Here is a 23,471-nt window from a genome sequence, read left to right on the forward strand (position 1 = left end):
ATCGAAGTTACTCGGCTCCGTACACCGGGACCGGGTGGTCGGCGGCGACCAGCTTGCGGACCACCTCGCCCAGCTCGTCCGGTGACCAGCGTTCGCCCTTGTCGATCTCCGGCCCGCGCTGCCAGCCGTGCACCACGCACACGCGGCCACCGTCGACCTCGAACATCCGCCCGGTCACGTCGCCGGCCTCCTCGCTGCCGAGCCACACCACCAGCGGCGAGATGTTCTCCGGCGCCATCGCGTCGAACCCCTCCTCCGGCGCCGCCATCATGTCCGCGAACGTCGCCTCGGTCATCCTCGTGCGGGCCGCCGGGGCGATGGCGTTGACCGTGACCCCGTAGCGGGCCAGTTCGGCGGCCGCGACCAGCGTCATCGAGGCGATGCCCGCCTTCGCGGCCGAGTAGTTCGCCTGTCCGACGCTGCCGAAGAGTCCCGCACCGGACGACGTGTTGATCACCCGCCCGCTCACCGCGCCACCGGCCTTGTGCACGGCACGCCAGTGCGCGGCGGCGTGGTGCAGCGTCGCGAAGTGGCCCTTCAGGTGAACGCGGACGACCTCGTCCCACTCTTCCTCGCCGCAGCCGACGATCATGCGGTCACGCACGATGCCGGCGTTGTTCACGAGCACGTCCAGCCCGCCGAACTCGGACACCGCGGTCTCGACCACCCGCTGCGCGCCTGCCCACGTGCCCACGTCGTCGGTGTTGACGACCGCCCGTGGCCCGATCAGCTCGGCGACCTCGCCCGCGACCTCCGCGGACAGGTCGTTCACCACGACCCGTGCCCCGGCGGCACCGAACGCCAGTGCGTGGGCACGACCGATGCCACGCCCGGCCCCCGTCACGATCACGACCCGGTTCATGAGGAACCCCCATCGGCTGCGGTCAGGAACGCGGGTGCTTCTCCCCCGCCATGAACGACCAAAGTCGCGCCACTCACGTAGGACGCCAACGGCGAAGCCAAGAACACCGCACACGCGCCGACCTCGTCCGGTGATGCGAGCCTGCCCAATGGCACGGTCTTCTCGACGGCGGCGATCCCGGCCTCGGAGCCGTAGTGCAGGTGCGACTGCTCGGTGCGCACCATGCCCACCGCCAACGCGTTGACCCGCACCTTCGGGGCCCACTCGACGGCCAGCGAAGCGGTCAGGTTGTCGAGTCCGGCCTTCGCGGCGCCGTAAGCAGCGGTTCCCGGTGAAGGCCGGCGGCCGGAAACACTGCTGACGTTCACGATCACACCACCCGACGGCTGGGACTGCATCACCGTGTTCGCCACCTGCGACACCAGTAGCGGTGCCAGCAGGTTCAGCTCCACGATCTTCTGGTGGAACCGCGGAGAAGCCTTGTCCGCCAACGCGAACGGCGCTCCACCCGCGTTGTTGACGACCACGTCCAACCGGCCGTGTTCTGCCACGATCCCGTTCACGAGCTGGGCGACCTGGTCCGCATCACGGACGTCACACGGCACGAACGACGCGCCCTCGACCTCAGCGGGACGCCGGGCGCAGGTCACCACCACCGCACCCGCCGAGAGGAACGCAAGGGTGATCCCGAGACCGACTCCCCGCACCCCGCCCGTCACGAGGACGACTGCTCCGTCGAGGTCCAGTTCCACAAGCACCTACCCCGGTCGCTCCGGCACTGCTAAATTACCAAGCAATCGCTTGGTTCGGAAGGCGGCGCGATGGGAATCTCCAGCAGCCACACCGAAAACGGCATCATCGAAGTCACCATCGACTATCCCCCGGTCAACGCCATCGGATCCCGCGGCTGGTTCGAGCTGGCCAAGACGATCACGTACGCGGGCGAGGACCCCGAGGCGCGGGTGGTGATCCTCAGGGCGGAGAACCGCGGCTTCTGCGCGGGCGTCGACCTGAAGGAGATCCAGCGGTCCACGGGGTACGACGCGCTCGTGGCCGCGAACAGGGGATGTGCCAAGGCTTTCGCGGCCGTCTACGACTGCGAGGTGCCGGTGATCGCCGCGGTGAACGGCTTCTGCCTCGGCGGTGGTGTCGGGCTGGTCGGCAACGCGGACGTCATCGTGGCGTCCGACGACGCCACGTTCGGACTGCCCGAGGTCGACCGCGGGGCACTCGGCGCGGCCACCCACCTGGCCCGGCTCGTGCCGCAGCACCTCATGCGGACGCTGTACTACACGGCCCGCAACGTCAGCGCGCAGACCCTGCACCACCACGGCAGCGTCATCGAGGTCGTGCCCCGCGCACAGCTCGACGACGCGGCCCGCGAGCTGGCCAAGGAGATCGCGAAGAAGGACCCCGCGGTGATCCGCGCGGCCAAGGAGGCGATCAACGGCATCGACCCGCAGCGCGTGCACACCAGCTACCGCTACGAGCAGGGCTTCACCTTCGAGCTGAACCTCACCGGTGTGTCGGACCACGCCCGGCAGGCCTTCCTGGACGGAAACCATGCGCGACAAGCGAATGACAGCTGACGAGGTCGTCGGCGAGATCAAGGACGGCATGACCGTCGGCATCGGCGGCTGGGGCTCGCGGCGCAAGCCGATGGCCCTGGTCAAGGCGATTCTGCGGTCCGCGATCAAGGACCTCACCGTCGTCACCTACGGCGGCCCGGACGCCGGGCTGCTGTGCGCGGCGGGCAAGGTGCGCAAGCTCGTCTACGGCTTCGTCTCGCTCGACTCCATCCCGTACGACCCGTGGTTCAAGCGGGCGCGCGAGACCGGCGCGATCGAGGTGCTGGAGCTCGACGAGGGCATGTTCCAGACGGGCCTGCGCGCCGCCGGGCACCGGCTGCCGTTCCTGCCGATCAGGGCAGGACTCGGTTCCGACGTGCTGAAGTACGCGCCCGAGCTCAAGACCGTTCGCTCGCCCTACGACGACGGCGAAGAGCTGGTCGCCATGCCCGCGTTGAAGCTCGACGTGGCGCTGGTGCACCTCAACCGCGCGGACAGGCACGGCAACGCCCAGTACCTCGGGCCGGACCCGTACTTCGACGACCTGTTCTGCCTGGCCGCGGACCGGCGGTACGTCTCGTGCGAGCAGATCGTCGAGACGTTCGACGGGCCGCCGCAAACCCTGCTGCTCAACCGGATGATGGTCGACGGCGTGGTGGAGGCACCGGGTGGAGCGGCGTTCACCAGCTGCGTCCCGGACTACGGCCGCGACGAGGCCCTCCAGCGCGAGTACGCCAACGCGGCCACCGATCTGGAGCAGTGGCCGGCCTTCTACGAGAGGTTCCTCGGATGAGCGACATCACGCGAGCGGAGGTCTGCGTCGCCGCCTGCGCCGACCTGTTCGCCGGTGCCGGTGAGACGCTGGCCAGCCCGATGGGTCTCATCCCGTCCCTCGGCGCGAAACTCGCCCGTCTGACGACCGAGCCCGACCTGCTGCTCAGCGACGGCGAGGCGTTCCTGCTCACCCCGGAGTCCACTGTGGAGGGCTGGCTGCCGTACCGGAAGGTGTTCGACGTCGTCGCGCACGGCCGCCGGCACGTCGTGATGGGCGCGAACCAGGTCGACAGGTTCGGCAACCAGAACATCTCCGCGATCGGCGATCACGCGAAGCCGACGCGGCAGCTGCTCGGGTTCCGCGGCGCGCCGGGCAACACCGTCAACCACCGCACCAGCTACTGGGTGCCGCGGCACAGCCCGCGCGTGCTGGTCGAGGCGGTCGACGTGGTCTCCGGCGTCGGCTACGACCGCGCCGCAGGCCCGTTCCACGACGTGCACCGGGTCGTCACGAACCTGGCCGTGCTCGACTTCGACACCCCTGACCACTCGATGCGCCTGGTCTCGACCCATCCCGGGGTGTCGGTCGACGAGGTGCAGAAGCAGACGTCGTTCCCGCTCGTGGTCGGCGAGGTCACCGAGACCCGGTTGCCGACCGACGAGGAGCTGGAGCTGATCAGGACCCGGCTCGATCCGCAGGGCAAGCGGGACAAGGAAGTCCCGTCGTGAGGACCGCGCTCACCGACCTGGTCGGGGTGAGACACCCGATCATCCAGACCGGCATGGGCTGGGTCGCCGGGCCACGCCTGGTGTCCGCGACCGCCGAGGCCGGTGGGCTCGGCATCCTCGCCTCCGCCACCATGACCTACTCCGAGCTCGAAGCCGCGATCAAGGAAACCCGAGCCCGCACGACACAACCGTTCGGCGTGAACCTCCGAGCGGACGCCCACGACGCGCCCGAACGGATCGACCTGCTGATCCGCGAGCAGGTGAAGGTCGCTTCCTTCGCACTGGCCCCGAAACCCGACATGATCGCGAAGCTCAACGACGCCGGTGTCGTCGTGATCCCGTCGATCGGCGCGGCCAGGCACGCGGAGAAGGTCGCGAAGTGGGGCGCGCACGCCGTGATCGTCCAAGGCGGCGAGGGCGGCGGCCACACCGGTGGCGTGGCAACGACGTTGCTGCTGCCGAGCGTGCTGGACGCCGTCGACATCCCGGTCGTGGCGGCCGGCGGGTTCTTCGACGGACGGGGACTCGCCGCCGCGCTCGCGTACGGCGCGGCCGGGATCGCGATGGGCACGAGGTTCCTGCTCACCCGGGAGAGCACGGTGCCGGACGCGGTGAAACAGGCTTACCTGCAACGGGATCTGAACGGCACGGTCGTGACGACCCGCGTCGACGGCCTGCCGCACCGGGTGCTGCGCAGCGATCTCGTCGAGCACCTCGAACGGTCCGGGAGGCTCAGCAGCCTCGTCCGCGCCGTCACGAACGCGGCCAGGTTCCGCGAGCACACCGGGCTGTCGTGGCGCGCGATGATCCGCGAGGGCCTGGCCATGAAGCACGGCAAGGACCTCACCTGGTCACAGGTGATCATGGCCGCGAACACGCCGATGCTGCTGCGCGCCGGACTGGTCGAGGGCAGGACCGACGCGGGCGTGCTCGCGTCGGGTCAGGTCGCCGGTCTGCTCAGCGACCTGCCGACGTGCGAGGAACTGATCAACGGCATCGTCACCGACGCCGAGAAGATCCTCGCCAGAATGGGACAGAGTCTCAGAGACGTTCGATGATCGTCACGTTCGCCTGACCGCCGCCCTCGCACATGGTCTGCAACCCGTACCGGCCACCGGTCCGCTCCAACTCGTGCAGCAACGTCGTGAACAGCTTCGTGCCGGTCGCGCCGATCGGGTGTCCGAGCGCGAGCGCTCCCCCGTTGACGTTCACGCGCGCAAGATCCACCTTGAGCTCCTTGGCCCAGGCCAGCACCACGGACGCGAACGCCTCGTTGATCTCGAACAGGTCGATGTCCGAGATCGACATCCCGGCCCGCTCCAGCGCGTGCTTCGTGGCACGGATCGGCGCGGTCAGCATGTAGATCGGGTCGGAGCCGCGGGCGGAGATGTGGTGCACCCGAGCCCGAGGCGTCAGCTTGTGCTCGCGCACCACCCGTTCCGACACGACCAGCACCGCCGAGGCACCGTCGGAGATCTGCGACGACAACGCAGCCGTCGTGCGCCCGCCCGGCCGCAACGGTTGCAGCGCCGCCATCTTCTCCGCACTGGTGTCCGGGCGCGGGCACTCGTCGGCAGCTACACCGTTGACCGGCGCGATCTCGCGGTCGAACCGGCCCTCCTTGATGGCGGTGATCGCCCGCAGGTGGCTCTGCAGCGCGTACTCCTCCATCTCGCGCCGCGACAGGTCCCACCGCACCGCGATCAGGTCGGCCGCGCGGAACTGGTTGACCTCCTCGTCGCCGTAGCGGTGCTGCCAGCCCTCACACCCCTCGAACGGGCTGGCCACCTGTGGCATGGCGGTCATGGCCGATCCGATCGGCACCTGCGACATGTTCTGCACGCCGCCCGCAACGATCACGTCGGCCGTGCCGCTCATCACCGCCTGCGCCGCGAAGTGCAGCGCCTGCTGACTCGACCCGCACTGCCGGTCGACGGTCACGCCCGGCACCTGCTCCGGGAAACCCGCGGCCAGCCACGAGGTCCGCGCGATGTCGCCCGCCTGCGGACCGACCGTGTCGACGCAGCCGAAGATCACGTCGTCCACGTCCGTCGGGTCGACGTCCACGCGGTTGAGCAGCGCCGTGATCACGTGCGCGCCGAGATCGGCGGGGTGCACGCGGCTGAGCTCCCCACCGCGCCTGCCCGCCGGAGTCCGCACAGCCTCGATGATGTACGCCTCGGCCACGAGGGCCCTCCTTCTACGTCTTCGAGTTCGTCCGGCGTCCCGTGGCGATGCCGTCGAGCAGGATTGCGAGGTACTGGTCGGCGACCGCGTCCGGGGACAGGCCGCCGTCCGGCCGATACCACCGCACCGCCACCCACACCGTGTCGCGGATGAACCGGTACGCGAGATCCACGTCGAGATCGGCGCGGAACACGCCCGCGCCCATGCCGTCCTCCAGCAGCACCGTCCAGAGCTTGCGGAACTCCACGTTGCGGTCGTCGAGGTAGGAGAACCGCTCCAGCGGCATGAGGTGCTTGGACTCGTTCTGGTAGATCGCGACCTCGGCGTGCCGGGTGTCGATCGCCTCGAACGACGCCACGACCAGCGCCTTCAGCGTCTGCTTCGGGCCGAGGCCGGCGTCGACGATCTCCCGGTACCGCGTGAACAGCTCGTCGAGGAAGCCACGCAGGATCTCGTCCACCATCGACTCCTTCGAGTCGAAGTGGTGGTAGAGGCTGCCGGACAGGATGCCCGCCGCGTCCGCGATGTCGCGCACGGTCGTCTGCCCGTACCCGCGTTCGGCGAACATCTTCGCCGCCAACGCGAGCAGCTCCGCCCTTCGGTTGCTCACCGGTCGTTCCTTCCTCATGGGTGCTGACTGCTCACCGAGACGACCTCGCCCGTCAGGTACGACGAGTAGTCGCTCGCGAGGAACACGATCACATTCGCGACCTCCCAGGGCTCGGCGGCGCGCCCGAAAGCCTCACGGGACGCCAGCTCCGTCAGCAACTCCTCACTGGTGACCTTGGCGAGGAACGGGTGCGCCGCCAAGCTCGGGGCGACCGCGTTCACCCGGATGCCGTGCTCGGCGACGTCCATCGCCGCGCACCTGGTCAACGCCATCACGCCCGCTTTCGCTGCCGCGTAGTGGGCTTGACCCTTCTGGGCGCGCCAGCCGATCACACTCGAGTTGTTGACGACGACACCGCTTCGTTGGACGACCATTTGGCGCAGCGCTGCTCTCGTGCAGCGAAACGTGCCGTTGAGCGTGACGTCCAGGACCCGCGACCACTCGTCGTCGGTCATCTCCAGCACGGACTTCTCACCGCCGAGGCCCGCGTTGTTGACCATCACGTCGATCCGGCCGAACCGCTCGACCGTCTCGTCGACCAGCGCCTGCACCTGCTGCTCGTTCGTGACGTCGCACGGGATCGCGTGGTCGGAGCCGAGCGCCTCGTGGGTCTCCTTCAGCCGGCGTTCGTGCCAGTCGCTGATGATCACGGTCGCGCCTTCTTCGAGGCACCGCTTCGCGGTCGCCGAGCCGATACCCGTACCGGCCGCGGCCGTCACGACGACGATTTTTCCCTTGAGCAGGTCGTGTCCGGTCATCGCGGCAGCCCCAGGATCCGGTGAGCGATGATCTCGCGCTGGATCTCGTCCGAGCCGCCGTAGATCGTCTCGGCCCTGCTGAACAGGAACATCCGCTGCCACTCGTTGCCGTCGATCATCGACTCCGGTCCCAGTGCGTCCATGGCGAGCTCGCCCAGCCTGCGGTGCCAGCCCGACCAGAAGAGCTTCAGCACGGACGCCTCCGGGCCGGGTTCGTCGTTCAGGGTTCTCAGCGTGTGTGAGCGCATCACGTGCAGTTCGAGCCACGCCCTGGTGAGACGTTCGTCGTCGGGGGCCAGCGCCGTGATCGCGTCGAGCTGGCGGCGGAAGCTCACCTGGTGACCGAGCATCGCGGTGCCGCGCTCGAAGCCGAGCGTGGCCATGGCGATCTTCCAGCCCTCGCCCGGCTGCCCGACGACGTTCTCCTTCGCCGTGACCGCGTTGTCGAAGAAGACCTCGTTGAACTCGGACGTGCCGGTGAGCTGGCGGATCGGCCGCACCTCGACGCCCGGCTGGTTCATGGGCACGAGCAGGTACGAGAGGCCCTGGTGCCGCTTCGAACCCGGTTCGGTGCGGCACAGGACGAAGATCCAGTCCGAGTAGTGCGCGTTCGACGTCCAGATCTTCTGGCCGTTGATCACCCACCGGTCGCCTTCGAGGGCGGCCCTCGTCTGGACCGACGCGAGGTCGGAACCGGCGTTCGGCTCGGAGTAGCCCTGGCACCACAGCTCGTCGAGGCTTTTGATCCTGGGCAGGAAGCGTTCCTTCTGCTCCGGCGTGCCGAACGCGATGAGCGTCGGGCCGAGCAGTCCTTCACCCACGATGTCGACCTTCGCGGGCGCGTCGGCCTCGGCGTACTCCTCGTGGAAGATCACCTGCTCCTCGACGCTGCGCTCGCCGGGCCAGCCGAGGCACGTCCACCCGTGCGCCGCCAGGTGCCGGTGCCACCGCAGCCTGCCCTCGAACGCCTCGTGCTCGCGGCCGGGTCCACCCAGGCCGCGCAGCTCAGCGAACTCACCGACGAGGTTGGCGGACAACCATTCCCGCACCTCGCGCCGGAAGGACTCCATGCGCCATACTCTAACCTACCAAGCACTTGCTTTGGAGGGCCCCGTGGAGGCTTCTGTGGCCGTAGATCCAAGCAGGCAAACGGTTTCAGCCGTGCTCGACCGCGCTGCTGCTTCGTACATCGACGCGGAGGCGTTGGTGGACGGGGAGGTTCGCCTCACCTGGCCGGCGCTGCGGGCGTCCGTTCTGAACGCTGCCCGCGCGCTGGTCGGCATGGGCGTACGGCCGGGCGACCGGGTGGCGTTGTGCGCCCCCAACTCGCACCACTGGGTGATCGCGGCGCTCGGGGCGTTGCACGCGGGCGCCGCGCTGGTGCCGATCAACACCAGGTTCACCGCCACCGAGACTCTCGACGTGCTGCAGCGCAGCGCCGCGCGCGCGTTGATCGTGGAAGCCGAGTTCCTCGGTCGCGACCGGCTGGCCGAACTGCGCGCGTTGTCCCCTGACCTGCCTCCGGTCCTCGTCCGGCTGCCGACCGAGTGGGTCGCTCCCGACGTGGATCTGCCCGACGTGGGGCCGGATCAGCTGTGCGACGTCATGTACACGTCCGGGACGACCGGGCGCAGCAAGGGTGCGATGAGCGCGCACCGGCAGTCGCTCGGGGTGGCCGCGGCGTGGGCCGAGTGCGGTGAGCTGACGTCCGCCGACCGGTACCTGATCGTCAACCCGTTCTTCCACACGTTCGGCTACAAGGCGGGGATTCTGGCCTGCCTGCTGACCGGCGCGACGATGGTGCCGCAGCCCGTGTTCGACGTCGTGGAGACCATGCGGCTGATCGAACGGGAACGCATCACCGTGCTGCCCGGCCCGCCGACGATCTTCCAGACGTTGCTCGACCACCCCGAGCGCGCCTCGTTCGACCTGTCGAGCCTGCGGCTGGCGGTGACCGGTGCGGCGGTGGTGCCGGTGGCGATGATCGAGCGGATGCAGTCCGAGCTGTCGCTGACCGTGCTCACCGCCTACGGGCTGACCGAGGCCGTCGTCGCCACCATGTGCCGTCCTGGCGACTCGCCGGAGACCGTCGCGCACACGTGCGGTCGGCCGTTGGCGGAGTTCGAGCTCCGGCTGGGCGAGCAGGACGAGGTGCTGCTGCGCGGCCCCAACGTGATGCTCGGGTACCTCGACGACCCGGACGCGACCGCGGCCGCGGTGGACGCGGACGGCTGGCTGCACACCGGGGACGTCGGGCGCGTGGACGAGCGCGGCTACCTCTCGATCACCGACCGGCTCAAGGACATGTACATCTGCGGCGGTTTCAACGTCTACCCGGCCGAGATCGAGCAGGCCTTGGCGCGCCTGCCGGGAGTCGCGGAGTCCGCGGTGGTCGGGATGACCGACGCACGGCTCGGAGAGGTCGGCGTGGCGCACGTCGTGACGTTGCCGGGTTTCTCGCTGACCGAGGACCAGGTCATCGAGTTCTGCCGGGAGCGGCTGGCGAACTACAAGGTGCCACGCGCGGTCCAGTTCCACCCCGTGCTCCCCCGCAACGCCGGCGGCAAGGTCCTCAAACACCAACTGCGCAAGGAGAACGCGTGACAGTCGAGTATGAGCGGCGGGACGCGGTCGCCGTCGTGACCATGAACCGCCCGGAGTACCGCAACGCGCAGAACTCGGCGATGACCTACGCGCTGGACGAGGCCTTCACCCGCGCGGTCGATGACGCCGAGGTCAAGGTGATCGTGCTGGCCGGTGCCGGCGACCACTTCTCCGCCGGTCACGACATCGGTTCGCCGGGCCGCGACGTCGACACCTCGTTCGAGCGCAAGGCCGTGATGTGGTGGGACCACGTCGGCCGTGAGGGCGGTGATCTCCGGTTCGCCCGCGAGATGGAGGTCTACCTCGGCATGTGCCGGCGGTGGCGGGAGATCCCCAAGCCGACGATCGCGATGGTGCAGGGTGCGTGCGTGGCGGGCGGCCTGATGCTGGCCTGGGTGTGCGACCTGATCGTGGCCTCCGAGGACGCGTTCTTCGCCGATCCCGTGGTGCGCATGGGGATTCCGGGCGTCGAGTACTTCGCCCACCCGTGGGTGCTCGGCCCGCGCGCCGCGAAGGAGGTGCTGTTCACCGGCGACAGGTTCTCCGCCCAGCGCGCCTACGAGTGGGGCATGGTCTCGCGCGTGGTGCCGCGGTCGTCGTTGGAGAGCAGCGTTTTCGAGCTGGCGGGACGGATTTCCGCGATGCCGCAGTTCGGGTTGGCGTTGGCCAAGAAGGCGGTGAACCAGTCCGAGGACCTGATGGGCCTGCGGGCCGGGATGGACTCGGTGTTCGGGCTGCACCACTTCGCGCACGCGCACAACGCCGAGGTCAGCCCGGACGCGTTGGCCGGCATGGACGCCCGTGCGATGAAGAAGGCCTCCGGCTGATGGATCTCTCGCTGGATGCTGCGACGGTGGAGTTCCAGGCGGAGGTGCGTTCGTGGCTGGCTGCGCACGTTCGTCCTCTGTCCTCGATGGACACTGCTTCGGGCTTCGAGGAGCACCGCGAGTGGGAACGACAGCTCGCTTCATCGCGTCTGTCGGTGGTCTCGTGGCCCTCCGAGTTCGGTGGCCGTGAGGCTTCGCTGTTGCAGTGGTTGGTCTTCGAGGAGGAGTACCACGCGGCGGGCGCGCCGGGCCGTGTCTCGCAGAACGGCATCTTCCTGCTGGCACCGACGTTGTTCGCGCACGGCACCGACGAGCAGCGTTCACGGATCCTGCCCGCGATGGCGCGCGCCGACGAGGTGTGGGCGCAGGCCTGGTCGGAGCCGGAGGCGGGGTCGGACCTGGCGTCGTTGCGCAGCACGGCAGTCCGGTGCGACGGCGGGTGGCTGCTGCGCGGCCAGAAGACCTGGAGCTCGCGGGCGGCGTTCGCGGACCGGGCGTTCGGCCTGTTCCGCACCGGCCCCGGCGAACGCCACCGCGGCCTGACCTACCTCCTGTTCGACCTGCGAGCTGAGGGCGTGTCTGTGCGTCCCATCGCGCAGCTCGACGGCGAGCCGGGGTTCGCCGAGATCTTCCTGGACGACGTGTTCGTGCCTGATCACGACGTCGTAGGTGCCGTCGGTGACGGCTGGCGCGTGGCGATGAGCACGGCGGGCAACGAACGTGGTCTGACTTTGCGCAGCCCTGGCCGGTTTCTCGCGGCTGCCGGGCGGCTGGTCGAGCTGTACCGGAAGAACCCGGACCCGGCGTTGCGCGACCGGGTTGTGGACGCGTGGATCGGGGCTCAGGCGTATCGGCTGCACACGTTCGGTGCGTTGAGCAGTCCTCTGTCGGGGCCTGCCGCCAGCGTGACGAAGGTGTTCTGGTCCGAGCTGGACGTGGCGCTGCACGAGACGGCGCTCGACCTGCTCGGCGAGGCGGCGCCGGGGTGGCGGGACGGGTGGTTGTTCTCGCTGGCCGGGCCGATCTATGCCGGGACCAACGAGATCCAGCGGAACGTGATCGCCGAGCGGATTCTGGGGTTGCCGCGATGAACTTCACGCTGTCGGAGGAGCAGACGGATCTTGCCGGGGTGCTGCACGGGTTCTTCGCTGCTGGGCGGCGGGATCTGGCCTCGGTCGTCGATGAGGTCACCGATCCGGTGGACCTGGTGGTGGTGTTCGAGGAGGTCGGGCATCACGCGGTGGCAGGGCCGTTGATCGAGACGTTGGCGGTGGTGCCGGCGCTGACGAGTGGGGTGGGCGAAGGTAGTTGGTCCGTCGCGTTCCCGCCTCTGGTCCCCCACGCCGTCGAAGCCGACCACTACCTCCTCGTCGAGGGCGACACCCTCCGCGAAGCCTCTCCCACCACCGAACTGTCCTCGGTGGACCCCACCCGCCGCCTCTTCGAACTCACCGCCGGCCCGGTCATCGCGACCGAAGTCCCCACCCACGCCTTCGACCTCGGCGTTCTGATGTGCGCGGCCCAACTCCTCGGCCTCGGCCGCGCCATGCTCGAGATGACCACCGCCCACGCCCTGGCCCGCACCCAGTTCGGCAAGCCGATCGGCCAGTTCCAGGCGGTCAAGCACCACCTCGCGAACGTCCTGATAGGCCTGGAACTGGCCCGCCCTCTGGTCCACGGCGCCGCGGTCACCATGACCACCCGTGACATCTCGGCCGCCAAGGTCGCCACCTCCGACGCGGCCTGGAACACGGCCCGCATCGCCCTCCAGCTGCACGGCGCGATCGGTTACACCGCCGAGCACGAGCTGAGCCGGTTCCTGTTGCAGACCCGCGCCCTGCGCACCGCGTGGGGTAGTCCGTCCCTGCATCGAGCGCGCGTGTTGGAGGCCTTGTGACACCGGAACAACTCGCCCTGCGTGACGCCGTCCGCAGTCTGCTCGACAAGCATTCCGACGTGCGCGCGGCCGTCGAGACTCCGCACGGCTACGACAAGGATCTGTGGGCCAGGCTGACGGAGATCGGTGTGCTCCCGATCCCCGAGCAGTACGGCGGATCCGGGGCCACGTTCGACGAAACCCGCATAGCCCTGGAAGAGCTCGGCCGGACCCTCACACCTGCGCCACTCCTCGCCTCGACGATCGCGGTCCAAGCGTTGCTGGCCACCGGCAACGACGAGGTGTGCAGCCGGCTTCTCCCGCGGATCGCCGACGGAACCGTTGCCACGCTCATCTGGCCGTGGAACGACGACCCGGCGCGGTACGTCCTCGACGGCGACCTCGCCGAGATCCTCCTGCTCTCCGACGGCACCGACCTGTACGAGGTCAGCCGAGCAACCCGCGAGCACACCCCCACGATGGACCCGACCCGCCGCCTCGCGCGCGTCGACCTGACCAACGCCGAAAAGACGAAGACAGGCCCGTGGTCCAGCCAGGTCCGTGACGTCGCACTGGCAGCCTTGAGCGCGGAACAGGTCGGCGCGGCCGCCAGAGCGCTCGAGCTGACCGTCGAGTACACGAAGACACGGGTCCAGTTCGGCAAACCGATCGGGTCGTTCCAGGCGTTGAAGCACCGCATGGCCGACCTGCACGTCCTGGTCGAGACCGCGCGGTCGGCGGCACTCGCGGCGAACGACGAGGTGTCCGCGGCCGTGGCGAAGGTCTACTGCTCCGAGGCGTTCTTCTCCGTCGCCGCCGAGATGGTGCAGCTGCACGGCGGCATCGCGATCACCTGGGAACACGACGCGCACCTGTACCTCAAACGGGCGCACGGCAGCCGCCAGTTGTTCGGCAGTCCTCAAGATCACATTCGTCGCCTCACCCGTTTCGCCCACCGGTAGTCGTTCCGGTGCCTGGACTCCGGTGGCGGAGGCAAAGCTGTTCATCCCCGTACAAGAAGAAGTCAACTACTCGACCCTGAAGGACAGGGCTCCGGCAAAGTACCCTGCGTTCGGTGCGCGAGGACTACTTCGGCGGCGAGCCGGCGCAGGCCGAGGTGACGCTGCTGCTGTCCATGGCGTACGAGAACATCGGCATCACGGCCGAGGAACGCGCGTTGATCGCGTCCACATTGGATGATCCGGACAGCCCCGACCTCGCCGCGATGCCGAGCATCGACGAGGTGCCCCCGGTGCCGTACCGCTTCAGCGCTCAGGCGCCCGCCTCCGCACCGGACCCGAGCAAGGCCGACGTCGTGCTGTCCGCCGACGCCGCCCGGCACGGTGGCCGCCGCTTGCGCCGGGCGTGGCGCGAACCGCTCGACGGCGCCCCGGACACCGCGAAGTGGGTCTACGTGCTGCAGACGTCGGAGACCGCGAACCTGCTGGGCGCGTTCGCCGGGCTCTCCGGACGGTTGTGGGTGGTGCTGAAGGAGAAGTGGCCGCTGGAGGTCGTGATCGAGGGCAGGCTGCTGCCGCCGTACCAGGCCGCCGCGGTGACGGTCGCACCGCAGATCTGGAGCCTCCAACCCAACCGTTCCGCTCCTGTTCCTGTTGGCGCGAAAAGCACGTTCGGGCGATCTAGCGGCACCAACGTCACGTTCGCGCCAAACGAGCCTGGGGAGCGAACGTGACATTCGGGCCATCTAGCAGCCCGAACGTGCTTTTCGCGCCAAAACCGGCCAGCTGGGTGTGGACCCCGGTGCTTAGGTCAGGCGTTCCAGGAGGCGCAGGAACTTCGGGCACTCCATGTGGCTCGGCGCCGCGCAGGCCGCCGCGTGCCGCAGCCCGTCCCGCATCACGGTCAGCCGCCGGATGGTCGCGTCCAGCTCGTCCGCCTTGCTCGTGAGCAACGCGCGGTCGAGCTGCGGGCGGCCGTCCGGCGCGAACATCCGCGCGATCTCGTCGAGGGTGAAGCCCGCGGCACGGCCGACCGAGATCAGCGCCAGCCGCTGGAAGACCTCCTTCCCGAACACGCGCGTGAGGCCCCGCCGGCCCACCGAGCCGATCAGCCCGCGCTCCTCGTAGTAGCGCAGGGTCGAGGCGGGGACGCCGGAGCGCCGCACCACCTCGCCGATTCCGAGTTCTTCCACCACACTTGACCTCAAGCCGACTTGAAGTAGGACGGTAGGAGCATGACACCTGAGGTCAACAGCGAACAGGCGGCACTGTGGAACGGCCCCGGCGGCCACGGCTGGGCCGCGGCGCGGGACATGGTCGACGTGGTTCTCCAGCCGTACGAGGACCTGCTCGTCGCGGCCGCGAGCGAACGCCCGCGCACCGGAGTGCTCGACGTCGGATGCGGCACCGGCGGTGTGACCAGGGCGATCGCGGCCGCGCTCGGTGACGTGCCGTGCCTCGGCGTGGACATCTCCGGTCCGCAGATCGCCGTCGCCCAGGAGACCGCGAACGCGCGGTTCGTGGAGGCGGACGCGCAGATCCACCCGTTCAAGGCCGAGTTCGACCTGATCGTGTCGCGGTTCGGGGTCATGTTCTTCGACGACCCCGTGGCGGCGTTCCGCAACCTCCGGAAGGCCGCCAAGCCCGGTGGCGAGCTGCGGGTCGTCGTCTGGCGCGACAAGGACGAGAACCCGTTCATGACGACCGCGGAACGGGCCGTCGCACCGCTGATGCCGGACCTGCCGACGTTCGCCCCCGACGGGCCGGGGCCGTACGGGCTCGCCGACCCGGATCGGGCTCGCAAGGTCCTCGACGAGAGCGGCTGGACCGGGGTCGACTTCCGCGAGGTCGACCTGACCTGCTCGATGCCAGAGGACGTGCTGCCGCAGTACCTCACGATGCTCGGACCGGTCGGCCGGGCGCTCCAGACGATGGACGAGCAAGAACGCGACGAAGTCCTCAAGACCGTGCTGCGCGCGTTCGACCCGTTCGTCAAGGACGGGCAGGTCAGTTTCCCCAGCGCCGCTTGGGAGATCAAGGCCCTAAATCCACTCTGACTGGCGCTGCCAGGTCAAGAGGTTGTCCAGGACCTCGCCCGACCAGCCACGGGTGTCGAGCTCGGCGTGCCTGGCGTAGCTGCCGCGGTAGAACAACAGCGGCTGCGCGTCCCGCACCGGCCCGAGCTCGACGACCGAGCCGATCACGATGTGGTGGTCGCCGGCGTCGTGGACCACCGACACCTCGCAGTCGACCCACGTGAGGGCGCCGTCGAGCACCGGGGCACCGGTGGCCGACGGCGTCCACGACACGCTCGCGAACTTGTCCGCGCCCGCCTTGCCGAACACCGTCGACACGTCGCGCTGGTCCTCCGCGAGCACGTTCACGCAGAACGAGCCCGCAGCCGCCATCGCCGCCCAGCTCCGCGAAGTCCGTTGTGGACAGAACAGCACCAGCGGCGGGTCCAGCGACAACGCGGCGAACGCCTGGCAGGCGAACCCGACCGGCCCGTCCGGGGACGTGCCGGTCACCACGGTCACCCCCGTGCAGAAGTGACCGAGAACGGAGCGGTAGCGGGCCGCCACTTCTGACTGCATTACTTCTGGTGGCCAACGCTGAAGTCGTGTCCCCACAGGCTCACCGCCGTGCTTTCCCGTGCGATCCAGTCCTCATCGGACACCTGCCGTCCCTCGCAACCGAACTCGACGTCGAACCCGCCGGGTGTCTTCATGTAGAACGACAACATCAGGTCGTTGACGTGTCGGCCCAAAGTCGCCGACATCGGCACCTTGCGCCGCATCGCGCGGTCCAGGGTCAGGCCGACGTCGTCGGTGTTCTCGACCTCGACCATGAGGTGGACGATGCCGGAAGGCGTCGGCATGGGCAGGAACGCGAGGCTGTGGTGCCGCGGGTTGCAGCCGAAGAACCGCAGCCACGCGGGCGGCCCGTCCGCGGGACGCCCGACGAACTGCGGTGGCAGGCGCATCGAGTCGCGCAGCCGGAAGCCGAGCACGTCGCGGTAGAAGTGCAACGCGGCTTCGTCGTCCGAAGTGGACAGAACGACGTGACCCAGGCCCTGCTCCTCGGTCACGAAGCGATGGCCGTACGGAGACACCACCCGCCGATGTTCCAACGCTGCCCCGTGGAACACCTCGAGCGTGTTGCCGGACGGGTCGTCGAACCTGATCAGCCCGTTGACCCGCCGCTCGGCCAGGTCCTCGGCGGTGCCCTCGACGTAGGACACCCCGGCCGACGCCAGCCGCTTCGCCACTTCTTCCAGTTCGGCTTCGGTCGCCGCCTCCCAGCCCGACGCCTGCAGCTGGTCCTTCTCCCCCGGCACGATCACGAGCCGCGCCGGGAAGTCGTCCATCCGCAGGTACAACGCGCCGGGCGTGGAGCCCTTGCCCTCGACCATGCCGAGGACCTTCAGTCCGAACTCGCGCCACCGGTCCACATCGGTGGCCTCGATCCGGAGGTAGCCGAGCGATCGGATGCCCATCACGCCTCCGTGAGAAAGTCGAGGGCGAGCCGGTTGAACTCGTCGAACTTCTCCAGCTGTGCCCAGTGGCCGCAGCCGCCGAACACGTGCAGCTGGGCCCGCGGGATCAGCTTCAACGCGAGCAACGCGCCGTCCAGAGGATTCACCCGGTCCTCGCGGCCCCACACGAGCAGCACGCGCTGCCGCAGCTTGTACGCCTCACGCCAGAGCATGCCCTGCTCGAAATCGGGACCGGCGAACGATTTGCCCAAAGCGGCCATGGCGCGCAACGACTCCGGCTGCCTGGCCGCCTCGAACCGTTCGTCGATCAGCTCGTCGGTGATCAGCGTCTGGTCGAACACCATGATCCGCAGGAACTCCTCGATCTTCTCCCGCGTCGGCGTGCGGGCGAACGCGCTGAGCTTGCGCACGCCCTCGGTCGGATCCGGCGAGAAGACGTTCACCGACAGGCCGCCCGGTCCCATCAGGACCAGCCGTCCGGCGCGTTTGCCGTAGTCGAGAGCGAACCGGACCGCGGTGCCGCCGCCGAGCGAGTTGCCCAGGACGTGTGCGCGTTCGACGCCCAGCTCGTCGAGCTTGTCCTTCAACGCCCGCGCCGCGAACGTGAAGTACTGGTCGTGCTCGGCGGGTTTGTCCGACTGGCCGTAGCCCGGCAGGTCGACCGCGAGCACGCGGAACGACTTCGCGAACACCGGGATGTTGCGGGCGAAGTTGCTCATCGCCGACGCGCCGGGCCCGCCGCCGTGCAGCAGGACCAGCGTCTCGGAATTGTCGGAACCGGCCTCGTGGTGGTGCAGCCGCACGTTCATCAACGCCCCCTCAGAACAGCCCGTCGCGGACCTGGATACCGAGCTCTCCCTTGCCGTACAGGACGAGCACGCGCTCCGGGTCGTTGGCCGCGTGCACGCGTGCGCCGTGCGCGTCGCGCCAGAACCGGGGCAGCGGCCCGCCGGCGTTGATCGCCTTGCCGCCCGCGCTCTCGAAGAGTCGGTCGATCGCGGAGATCGCCCGCGCGCTGCCGAGGACCTGGTCGCGGCGGGCCCGCAGACGCAGCTCCAACGGGATCTTCGTGCCGGCGACGGCGTGTTCCCACTCGTCGTTGATGTTCTTCTCCAACTGCCACCACGCGGTGTCGATGTCGTTGGACGCGGTGGCGATCCGCACCTGCGCGAACGGGTCCTCGACGGACTTCTCGCCCATGTAGGCGGCACGGACGCGTTCGCGGGTCGCGCCCACGTGCACGTCGTACGCGCCGTACGCCATGCCGATCATCGGTGCGGTGATCGCGAACGGGTGGATCGACCCGTACGGCATGCGGAACAACGGCCCGGGGTTGACGTCCTGGCCAGGGCAGATGCATCGCGCGGTGTGCAGCATGCTCAACGTGCGGTGCTCCGGCACGAACACGTCCTCGACCACGATGTCGTTGCTGCCGGTGCCGCGCAGCCCGACCGTGTCCCACACGTCGTTGATCGTGTAGTCGGCGATCGGCAGCAGGAACGTGCGGAAGTCGACGGGCTTGCCCTCTTCGTTCATCACCAGCCCGCCGAGCAGCACCCACGTGGCGTGGTCGCAGCCCGACGAGAAGCTCCACTTGCCGCTGAACCGGAACCCGCCGTCGACCGGGGTCGCCCTGCCGACCGGCGCGTACGACGACGAGATCCGGGTGTCCTGATCCTCGCCGAAGACCTCGTCCTGCGCCTTCACGTCGAACAGCCCGACGTGCCACGGGTGCACGCCCAGCACGGACGCGACCCAGCCCGTCGACCCACACGCGCTCGCGATCAGCCTGACCGCCTCGTAGAACGCGAGCGGGTGCGTCTCGAACCCGCCGTAGCGGACGGGCTGGAGCATCCGGAAGAACCCGGTCTCCTGCAACGCCTTCACCGACTCCGGCGGCACCTTGCGCAGTTCCTCCGCTTCGGCCGCGCGATCGCGCAGGGCAGGCAGCAGCTCCCGCACCTTGCCGAGGATTTCCTCGCTCATCGGACGTTCTCCCTGCTCAGCTCCAGTGCGATGTCGATCAGCTGGTCCTCTTGCCCGCCGACGAGCTTGCGTTCGCCCGCGCGGACGAGGATCTGCGCGCCGGACACGCCGTAGCGTTGTGCCTGCGTGTACGCGTGCTTGAGGAAGCTGGAGTAGACGCCCGCGTAGCCCATCATCAGCGCCATCCGGTCGAGCAGGCACTCCTCGGGCATCACAGGCCGGACGACGTCCTCGGCCGCGTCCACGATCTTGAAAAAGTCGACGCCGGTCCCGAAGCCGAGCTTGTCGCACACACCGACGAACGCCTCCAGCGGCGTGTTCCCCGCGCCCGCACCGAATCCGCGCACGCTGCCGTCGATCTGCTTCGCGCCCGCCCTCGCCGCGGCGACGGAGTTCGCGACGCTCAGCCCGAGGTTCTCGTGGCCGTGGAACCCGACCTGGGCGTCGTCCCCGAGCTCGTCGACCAGCGCCGCGACCCGGTCGGACACCTGTTCCAGCACCAGGGCTCCCGCCGAGTCGACCACGTAGACGCACTGGCAACCGGCGTCCGCCATGATCCGCGCCTGCTTCGCCAGCGCTTCCGGCGGCTGCGAGTGCGCCATCATCAGGAACCCGACGGTCTCCAGCCCGCGCTCACGGGCGAGCTGGAAGTGCTGCACCGAGACGTCGGCTTCGGTGCAGTGCGTGGCGATCCGGACGATCGACGCGCCGTTGTCCTGGGACACGAGAATGTCGTCCTTCACCCCGACACCCGGCAGCATCAGCACGGCGATCTTCGCCTGCTGCGCGGTCTCCGCCGCGACCTTGATCAGCTCCTGCTCCGGCGTGAGGCTGAAGCCGTAGTTGAACGAGGAACCGCCGAGCCCGTCGCCGTGCGTCACCTCGATCACCGGCACCCCGGCGCCGTCCAGTGCCGCCACGATCGAGCGGACGTCCTCGACCGTGAACTGGTGTCGTTTGTGGTGCGAGCCGTCACGCAGTGACGTGTCGGTCAACCGCAGTGCTGGATTCTTTTGCTGCACGAGCGATCTCCTCCCCCACCTTGGTCGCGGCGGCCGTCATGATGTCGAGGTTTCCCGCGTACGGCGGCAGGAAGTCGCCGGCGCCCTCGATCTCCACGAAGATCGCCACCCGACCGGCGTCGTACTGTGGTTCTCTCAAGAGCCGGAAACCCGGTACGTACGAACGGATGTCGGCCTCCATCCGCGCGATCGAGTCCGTGATCGCGTCGGAATCGGCGTCCTGCGGGACAGCGCAGAAGATCGTGTCGCGCATGATCATCGGCGGGTCCGCGGGGTTGAGCACGATGATCGCCTTGCCGCGCTCGGCTCCCCCGATCGCCTCGATGCCCTTGCTGGTCGTGCGGGTGAACTCGTCGATGTTGGCCCGCGTGCCCGGCCCCGCGGACACCGACGCGACGCTCGCGACGATCTCCGCGTACGACACCGGAACCACCCGGGACACCGCGTGCACCATCGGAATCGTGGCCTGGCCGCCGCACGTGATCAGGTTGATGTTGGGGGCGTCCTGGTGCTCGCCGAGGTTGACCGGCGGCACGACGTACGGCCCGACCGCCGCCGGTGTCAGGTCGATCGCCCGGATGCCTGCCTCGGCGTAGCGCGGGGCGTTGACCCGGTGCACCGCCGCGGACGTCGCCTCGAACACGATGTCCGGCAGCTCGTCCTGACGCAGCAACCACTCCGCGCCGTCGACCGAGACCTCCAGGCCCAGCGACGCCGCGCGCTGGAGACCCTCGCTGGCCGGGTCGATGCCCACCATCCAACGCGGTTCCAGCACTTCGGAACGCAAGAGCTTGTAGAGCAGGTCGGTGCCGATGTTGCCGGAGCCGACGATGGCCGCCTTCACCCGTTCACCTCTATTCGAACTTCAGGTCGACAGAACCAAGTCCGGCGAACTCGGCGTGGAACTCGTCACCAGGACGTGCGTCGATGGCGCGCGTGCAGGAACCCGGCAGCACGATGTCGCCCGCCAGCAACCGGACACCGAACGAAGCGACCTTCCCGGCGAGCCACGCCACCGCGATCGCCGGGTCGCCCAGCACCGCGTCACCACGGCCTTCGGCGACCACCTCGCCGTTGCGGCGCAACGTGGCCGCGACCGCACCGATGTCTATTTCGGACGGACGGACGCGTTCGGAGCCCAGCATGAAACCGGCCGACGACGCGTTGTCGGCGATGGTGTCCTGCAGGCCGATCCGCCAGTTCTCGATCCGGCTGTCGATCAGCTCGATGGCCGGCGCGACGAACTCGGTGGCGGCCAGCACGTCCTCGACCGTGCACCCCTCGCCCGGCAGGTCGCGGGCGAGCAGGAACGCGATCTCCACCTCGACCCGCGGATACAGGTACGCCGACGCGTCCGCCGTGCCCGCGAGCTGCATGTCGTCGAGCAGGTGGCCGTAGTCGGGCTCGTCGACGCCCATCATCTGCTGCATCGCCAGCGACGACAGGCCGACCTTGTGGCCGATCACGTCGCGGTTGCGGTGCCGGACGTTGAGCAGCTGGATCTCGTAGGCGTCCACCACGTCGATGTCCGGATACAGCTCGACCAGCGGTTTGATCGGCACGCGGTCGCGTTCGGCCACGCGCAGCAGCTCGGCCGCCGCTTCCCTGGACTGGATCGTCAGCACCTGGCCTCCTTCACCACATGAAGCCCTGCGCGGCGGCCGGAGAAGACGCAGTCGGCGAGCGAGAGCCCGCTGACGTAGGACTCCGAGCACACCCCGACGGCCGACCTGCCCGCCGCGTACAGGCCGGGAACTCCTCGCACCTCACCGGTCTCCTCGTCGACGACGAGCCCGCCGAGCGTGAGCATCGGGCAGGGATAACCGAACCCCGCGCGCACGGACACGTTGATCAACGAGTAGGGCGGCGTCCCGAACGGTTCGGGCGTGCCGATTCCCGCCTTGGCCGCCACTTCCTCGATCGTCGGCGCGGTGACCATGCCGCGGTTCAGGAAGTAACGCACCTGCCACCGCTGGAACGGCGAGGTCTGCGTCTTCACCTGTGCACGTGCGACGCGCAGGACGTCGTCGCCGACGAGCAGCCACGCCTTGCCGCCGCGTTCGATGATCTCGTTGCCGATGGCGGCGCCGTACCGGGTCGTGTCACCGAACCTGCGGCCCTCGGAATCCACGAGAACCCCGCGTTGCAACGCGCTGGGTGGCGTGATGAACCGCCACACCGAGATCTTGTCCATCCGCGCGGTCTTCCCGCCGGCCTCGACCCCGAGCCGGATTCCGCCGCCGTCGTCGCCGGGCGTACCGAGCGCGAGACCACCCCGGTAGGCGGGACCCAGCTCGCGGATCGCCGCCCGGTCGGCGATGAAACCGCCCGCCGAGATCACCACTCCGCGCCGCGCGGTCACCGTCAGCGGGCGGCCGAACCGGCGTTCCAGCAACGCCGCCAGCCCGAACAGCTTCCTGCCGACCGGCGGGTAGTAGATCCACGGCTTGGCACCGGCCCTCGACAACGCGCTGTGCAGGGCGCGCGGCAAACCCGTGAGGGTCCGGCAGCGCACACCCGCCACCCGACCGTCCTCCAGGACGAGTTCGACCGCGCGGGTCTGCGTCATGATCCGGACGCCCGCTCGCCGGGTCGCCTCCGCCAGACGAGTGAAGAAGGCCTTGCCCGACGTGCCTTTCGCCTTCGTCCGGTGCCCGCGTGGTACCGGGTCCGGCCCAGAATCGTCGAACACCGCGTCCTCACTGCCGGACTGGTAGAGGTAGTAGTCGTCGGTCGGGTACGAGGTCTTGAACGGGCACAGAGCCGAGGAGAACGGCACGCCCTGGTCCTCCAGCCAGGCCAGCGACTTGGCGCTGTCCTCGCAGAACCGCCGCAGCGTCGCCTCGGACACCGCGTCCCGGACCTCGTGCTTCAGGTAGGCGAACATCGCGTCGGCCGAGTCGGTGACACCGGCCTCGACCTGCTGCCGCGTCCCGCCGCCCGCGTACACGACGCCGCCGGACAACGCGGTCGCGCCACCACCGGCGAACCGGTCCAGGACCACCACGGACGCACCGCCCGCCGCAGCCTCGATGGCGGCGCACGCGCCGGCCGCACCGAAGCCGACGACGACCACGTCAGCGGTGACCTCCACGCAACCCTCCAGAAACAGGTTCCCAGAACGTGTTCTCAGCGAGTCGACTTGCCTGGAACTCCTACACCATAGCGCCAAACCGGCTCAGAACTATAACCTGTTCTAGTCTGAAGCCTCGG

General features: G+C 69.1%; 26 protein-coding genes. 11 read left to right on the forward strand and 15 right to left on the reverse strand.

Translation table 11 applies throughout. The annotated features are described in order from the left end of the window. Positions 1-7: 7 nt before the first annotated feature. Entirely contained in the window at positions 8-862 is an 855-nt protein-coding gene (locus tag ACFOWZ_RS15630) for an SDR family oxidoreductase (RefSeq protein WP_382372991.1), read from the reverse strand. Continuing rightward, positions 859-1,620, reverse strand: a complete 762-nt coding sequence (locus ACFOWZ_RS15635) for an SDR family oxidoreductase (RefSeq protein WP_382372992.1) — start codon at positions 1,618-1,620, stop codon at positions 859-861. Before ACFOWZ_RS15635 ends, ACFOWZ_RS15630 begins: the two co-directional genes overlap by 4 nt. Before the next feature lie 63 nt (positions 1,621-1,683). Between ACFOWZ_RS15635 and ACFOWZ_RS15640 the strand changes: the two genes are divergently transcribed. Genes ACFOWZ_RS15640 through ACFOWZ_RS15655 form a run of 4 tightly spaced genes read left to right on the forward strand, consistent with a single transcriptional unit; the run spans position 1,684 to position 4,991 of the window. Beyond that, positions 1,684-2,451, forward strand: a complete 768-nt coding sequence (locus ACFOWZ_RS15640) for an enoyl-CoA hydratase family protein (RefSeq protein ID WP_382372994.1) — start codon at positions 1,684-1,686, stop codon at positions 2,449-2,451. Beyond that, a complete protein-coding gene (locus ACFOWZ_RS15645) occupies positions 2,426-3,223 on the forward strand; it encodes a CoA transferase subunit A (RefSeq protein WP_382372997.1) in 798 nt (265 codons plus the stop codon). The genes ACFOWZ_RS15640 and ACFOWZ_RS15645 overlap by 26 nt, the downstream gene beginning before the upstream one ends. Next, complete coding sequence (locus ACFOWZ_RS15650) at positions 3,220-3,933, forward strand: CoA-transferase subunit beta (protein WP_382372999.1); 714 nt, start codon at positions 3,220-3,222, stop codon at positions 3,931-3,933. The genes ACFOWZ_RS15645 and ACFOWZ_RS15650 overlap by 4 nt, the downstream gene beginning before the upstream one ends. Further along, a complete protein-coding gene (locus ACFOWZ_RS15655; protein ID WP_382373001.1) occupies positions 3,930-4,991 on the forward strand; it encodes an NAD(P)H-dependent flavin oxidoreductase in 1,062 nt (353 codons plus the stop codon). The genes ACFOWZ_RS15650 and ACFOWZ_RS15655 overlap by 4 nt, the downstream gene beginning before the upstream one ends. Here ACFOWZ_RS15655 and ACFOWZ_RS15660 read toward each other — a convergent pair. The 4 genes from ACFOWZ_RS15660 to ACFOWZ_RS15675 are packed head-to-tail and all read right to left on the reverse strand — an operon-like array spanning position 4,975 to position 8,558. Further along, a complete protein-coding gene (locus ACFOWZ_RS15660) occupies positions 4,975-6,120 on the reverse strand; it encodes an acetyl-CoA C-acetyltransferase (RefSeq protein ID WP_382373003.1) in 1,146 nt (381 codons plus the stop codon). The two genes, ACFOWZ_RS15655 and ACFOWZ_RS15660, sit on opposite strands and share 17 nt — an antisense overlap. Positions 6,121-6,133: 13 nt before the next feature. Beyond that, the gene (locus ACFOWZ_RS15665; protein WP_382373005.1) at positions 6,134-6,748 is read right to left on the reverse strand and encodes a TetR/AcrR family transcriptional regulator; all 615 of its coding nucleotides are present in this window, start codon (positions 6,746-6,748) and stop codon (positions 6,134-6,136) included. Beyond that, positions 6,745-7,488, reverse strand: a complete 744-nt coding sequence (locus ACFOWZ_RS15670) for an SDR family oxidoreductase (RefSeq protein WP_382373007.1) — start codon at positions 7,486-7,488, stop codon at positions 6,745-6,747. Before ACFOWZ_RS15670 ends, ACFOWZ_RS15665 begins: the two co-directional genes overlap by 4 nt. Next, entirely contained in the window at positions 7,485-8,558 is a 1,074-nt protein-coding gene (locus tag ACFOWZ_RS15675) for an acyl-CoA dehydrogenase family protein (RefSeq protein ID WP_382373009.1), read from the reverse strand. The genes ACFOWZ_RS15670 and ACFOWZ_RS15675 overlap by 4 nt, the downstream gene beginning before the upstream one ends. 55 nt (positions 8,559-8,613) lie before the next feature. Here ACFOWZ_RS15675 and ACFOWZ_RS15680 point away from each other — a divergent pair, with 55 nt between their 5' ends. From ACFOWZ_RS15680 to ACFOWZ_RS15705, 6 genes are all read left to right on the forward strand, one after another. Further along, the gene (locus ACFOWZ_RS15680) at positions 8,614-10,092 is read left to right on the forward strand and encodes a FadD3 family acyl-CoA ligase (protein WP_382373011.1); all 1,479 of its coding nucleotides are present in this window, start codon (positions 8,614-8,616) and stop codon (positions 10,090-10,092) included. Further along, positions 10,089-10,919, forward strand: coding sequence for an enoyl-CoA hydratase (locus ACFOWZ_RS15685; RefSeq protein ID WP_382373013.1), 831 nt, complete (start codon positions 10,089-10,091; stop codon positions 10,917-10,919). Before ACFOWZ_RS15680 ends, ACFOWZ_RS15685 begins: the two co-directional genes overlap by 4 nt. Beyond that, complete coding sequence (locus ACFOWZ_RS15690; RefSeq protein ID WP_382373015.1) at positions 10,919-12,010, forward strand: acyl-CoA dehydrogenase family protein; 1,092 nt, start codon at positions 10,919-10,921, stop codon at positions 12,008-12,010. Before ACFOWZ_RS15685 ends, ACFOWZ_RS15690 begins: the two co-directional genes overlap by 1 nt. Continuing rightward, positions 12,007-12,816: an acyl-CoA dehydrogenase family protein gene (locus tag ACFOWZ_RS15695; RefSeq protein ID WP_382373017.1), complete on the forward strand. Its 810-nt coding sequence runs from the start codon at positions 12,007-12,009 to the stop codon at positions 12,814-12,816. Before ACFOWZ_RS15690 ends, ACFOWZ_RS15695 begins: the two co-directional genes overlap by 4 nt. Then, a complete protein-coding gene (locus ACFOWZ_RS15700) occupies positions 12,813-13,757 on the forward strand; it encodes an acyl-CoA dehydrogenase family protein (RefSeq protein ID WP_382373019.1) in 945 nt (314 codons plus the stop codon). The genes ACFOWZ_RS15695 and ACFOWZ_RS15700 overlap by 4 nt, the downstream gene beginning before the upstream one ends. Positions 13,758-13,870: 113 nt before the next feature. Then, entirely contained in the window at positions 13,871-14,488 is a 618-nt protein-coding gene (locus ACFOWZ_RS15705; RefSeq protein ID WP_382373021.1) for a hypothetical protein, read from the forward strand. A gap of 72 nt (positions 14,489-14,560) precedes the next feature. Here the strand turns inward: ACFOWZ_RS15705 and ACFOWZ_RS15710 are convergent, their stop codons facing one another. Continuing rightward, positions 14,561-14,947 (reverse strand): helix-turn-helix domain-containing protein, encoded by a 387-nt coding sequence (locus tag ACFOWZ_RS15710; RefSeq protein WP_382373023.1) that lies wholly within the window; start codon positions 14,945-14,947, stop codon positions 14,561-14,563. Between the two features lie 42 nt (positions 14,948-14,989). On the opposite strand from ACFOWZ_RS15710, the gene ACFOWZ_RS15715 reads away from it, so the two are divergent. Further along, positions 14,990-15,811 carry a class I SAM-dependent methyltransferase gene (locus ACFOWZ_RS15715; RefSeq protein WP_382373025.1) on the forward strand — a complete coding sequence of 274 codons (822 nt, stop codon included), beginning with the start codon at positions 14,990-14,992 and terminating at the stop codon, positions 15,809-15,811. On the opposite strand, the gene hsaB is transcribed toward ACFOWZ_RS15715, so the two are convergent. Genes hsaB through ACFOWZ_RS15755 form a run of 8 tightly spaced genes read right to left on the reverse strand, consistent with a single transcriptional unit; the run spans position 15,797 to position 23,352 of the window. Next, on the reverse strand, positions 15,797-16,348 hold the full coding sequence (gene hsaB, locus ACFOWZ_RS15720) for a 3-hydroxy-9,10-secoandrosta-1,3,5(10)-triene-9,17-dione monooxygenase reductase subunit (RefSeq protein WP_382373026.1): 552 nt from the start codon (positions 16,346-16,348) through the stop codon (positions 15,797-15,799). The genes ACFOWZ_RS15715 and hsaB overlap by 15 nt on opposite strands. Then, positions 16,348-17,250, reverse strand: a complete 903-nt coding sequence (gene hsaC / locus ACFOWZ_RS15725) for an iron-dependent extradiol dioxygenase HsaC (protein WP_382373028.1) — start codon at positions 17,248-17,250, stop codon at positions 16,348-16,350. The genes hsaB and hsaC overlap by 1 nt, the downstream gene beginning before the upstream one ends. Further along, entirely contained in the window at positions 17,250-18,059 is an 810-nt protein-coding gene (hsaD, locus tag ACFOWZ_RS15730) for a 4,5:9,10-diseco-3-hydroxy-5,9,17-trioxoandrosta-1(10),2-diene-4-oate hydrolase (RefSeq protein WP_382373030.1), read from the reverse strand. The genes hsaC and hsaD overlap by 1 nt, the downstream gene beginning before the upstream one ends. A gap of 10 nt (positions 18,060-18,069) precedes the next feature. Continuing rightward, positions 18,070-19,236, reverse strand: a complete 1,167-nt coding sequence (gene hsaA, locus ACFOWZ_RS15735) for a 3-hydroxy-9,10-secoandrosta-1,3,5(10)-triene-9,17-dione monooxygenase oxygenase subunit (protein ID WP_382373032.1) — start codon at positions 19,234-19,236, stop codon at positions 18,070-18,072. Beyond that, complete coding sequence (gene dmpG, locus ACFOWZ_RS15740) at positions 19,233-20,258, reverse strand: 4-hydroxy-2-oxovalerate aldolase (RefSeq protein ID WP_382373034.1); 1,026 nt, start codon at positions 20,256-20,258, stop codon at positions 19,233-19,235. The genes hsaA and dmpG overlap by 4 nt, the downstream gene beginning before the upstream one ends. Then, on the reverse strand, positions 20,209-21,102 hold the full coding sequence (locus tag ACFOWZ_RS15745) for an acetaldehyde dehydrogenase (acetylating) (protein WP_382373036.1): 894 nt from the start codon (positions 21,100-21,102) through the stop codon (positions 20,209-20,211). The genes dmpG and ACFOWZ_RS15745 overlap by 50 nt, the downstream gene beginning before the upstream one ends. A gap of 10 nt (positions 21,103-21,112) precedes the next feature. Then, the gene (locus ACFOWZ_RS15750) at positions 21,113-21,883 is read right to left on the reverse strand and encodes a 2-keto-4-pentenoate hydratase (protein WP_030469790.1); all 771 of its coding nucleotides are present in this window, start codon (positions 21,881-21,883) and stop codon (positions 21,113-21,115) included. Further along, on the reverse strand, positions 21,877-23,352 hold the full coding sequence (locus ACFOWZ_RS15755) for an FAD-binding protein (RefSeq protein ID WP_382373038.1): 1,476 nt from the start codon (positions 23,350-23,352) through the stop codon (positions 21,877-21,879). The genes ACFOWZ_RS15750 and ACFOWZ_RS15755 overlap by 7 nt, the downstream gene beginning before the upstream one ends. Positions 23,353-23,471: the final 119 nt, after the last annotated feature.

Origin of the sequence: Lentzea rhizosphaerae (assembly GCF_042649515.1) — a bacterium.
Classification (GTDB): domain Bacteria; phylum Actinomycetota; class Actinomycetes; order Mycobacteriales; family Pseudonocardiaceae; genus Lentzea; species Lentzea aerocolonigenes.